1 pseudogene is annotated in these 1,291 nt (G+C 41.4%); it reads right to left on the bottom strand.

Annotated features, from left to right (window positions below):
- Window positions 1-1,291, bottom strand: a pseudogene (locus tag BHE89_RS17525) (UvrD-helicase domain-containing protein); the annotation flags it as partial.

Raw genomic sequence — 1,291 nt, 5'->3', positions numbered from 1 at the left:
TTTTAAACCTGAATCACGAATAATTCGGTCTGTTTGTACATGTAGTGGCATGTCTGCGGTTTCAGAAGCCAACGTCTCAATTAACTCTAAGAACCGTTGTATTGCGGCTGTTGCACGCCCTGCTAGCATTTTATGTTCGATAACCTGTAATGCACTTTCCCATAAGGTAATTTGGTTATCTCTTGCGACTTGGCGAACAATGTCTAATGTTCTATCACCAATGCCCCGTGTTGGTGTATTCACCACGCGTTCAAAAGAAGCATCATCATGGCGATTAGCCGTTAATCGCATATAAGAGAGGGCATCTTTGATCTCTTGGCGCTCGAAGAAGCGCTGACCACCATAGATACGATATGGCATCGCCGCTTGTAATAACGCCTCTTCCATTATACGAGATTGGGCATTACTACGATAAAGAATGGCACAATCGGTTAGCGCACCACCTTCTTCTTGCCAGCGCTTAATTCGACCGACAACATAACGCGCTTCATCCAGATCATTAAAAGCACAATACAGCGAAATAGGCTCACCTTCAGCCCCTTCAGTCCATAGGTTTTTACCTAATCTGTCACTGTTATTGGCAATGAGTGCATTTGCCGCTTTTAGAATATTACTTGTAGAACGATAATTTTGCTCTAATCGGATAGTTTCTGCGCCAGGAAACTCATTTAAGAAATTTTGAATATTCTCAACTTGTGCACCACGCCAACCATAAATAGATTGGTCGTCATCACCTACAATCATCACTTTACCAGTTTGACCTGCTAACATTCTTATCCATGCATATTGAATACGGTTAGTATCTTGGAATTCATCAACCAAGATATTGGTAAAGCGGTTTTGATAATGCTCTAAGATTTGAGGTTTATTAAGCCAAAGTTCGTGGGCACGTAATAAAAGCTCCGCAAAGTCTACCAGACCCGCGCGATCACATGCTTCTTGGTATGCCTGATATACTTTTAACCATGTTGCTTCAACAGGATTACCATAAGTTTGAATATGTTGCGGTCGCAAACCTTCATCTTTTTTTTCCATTGATATACCACATACCTTGACGGGCAGGCCATTGTTTATCATCAAGGTTCATTGATTTAACAATACGGCGAATAAGGCGATATTGATCATCACTGTCAATAATTTGGAAATCTTGTGGCAAATTTGCATCAAGATAGTGTGCACGTAATAAACGATGAGCAAGGCTATGGAAAGTGCCAATCCACATACCGCCTTGGCTTGTACCAATTAAGTCTTCAATACGATGACGCATCTCTGCAGCGGCTTTATTGGTAAA

Source organism: Shigella sp. FC1967, from assembly GCF_001743005.1.
Classification (GTDB): Bacteria; Pseudomonadota; Gammaproteobacteria; order Enterobacterales; family Enterobacteriaceae; genus Proteus.
Note: the sequence above shows the minus strand (reverse complement) of the source record. Positions and strands in the feature narration are given on the sequence as shown.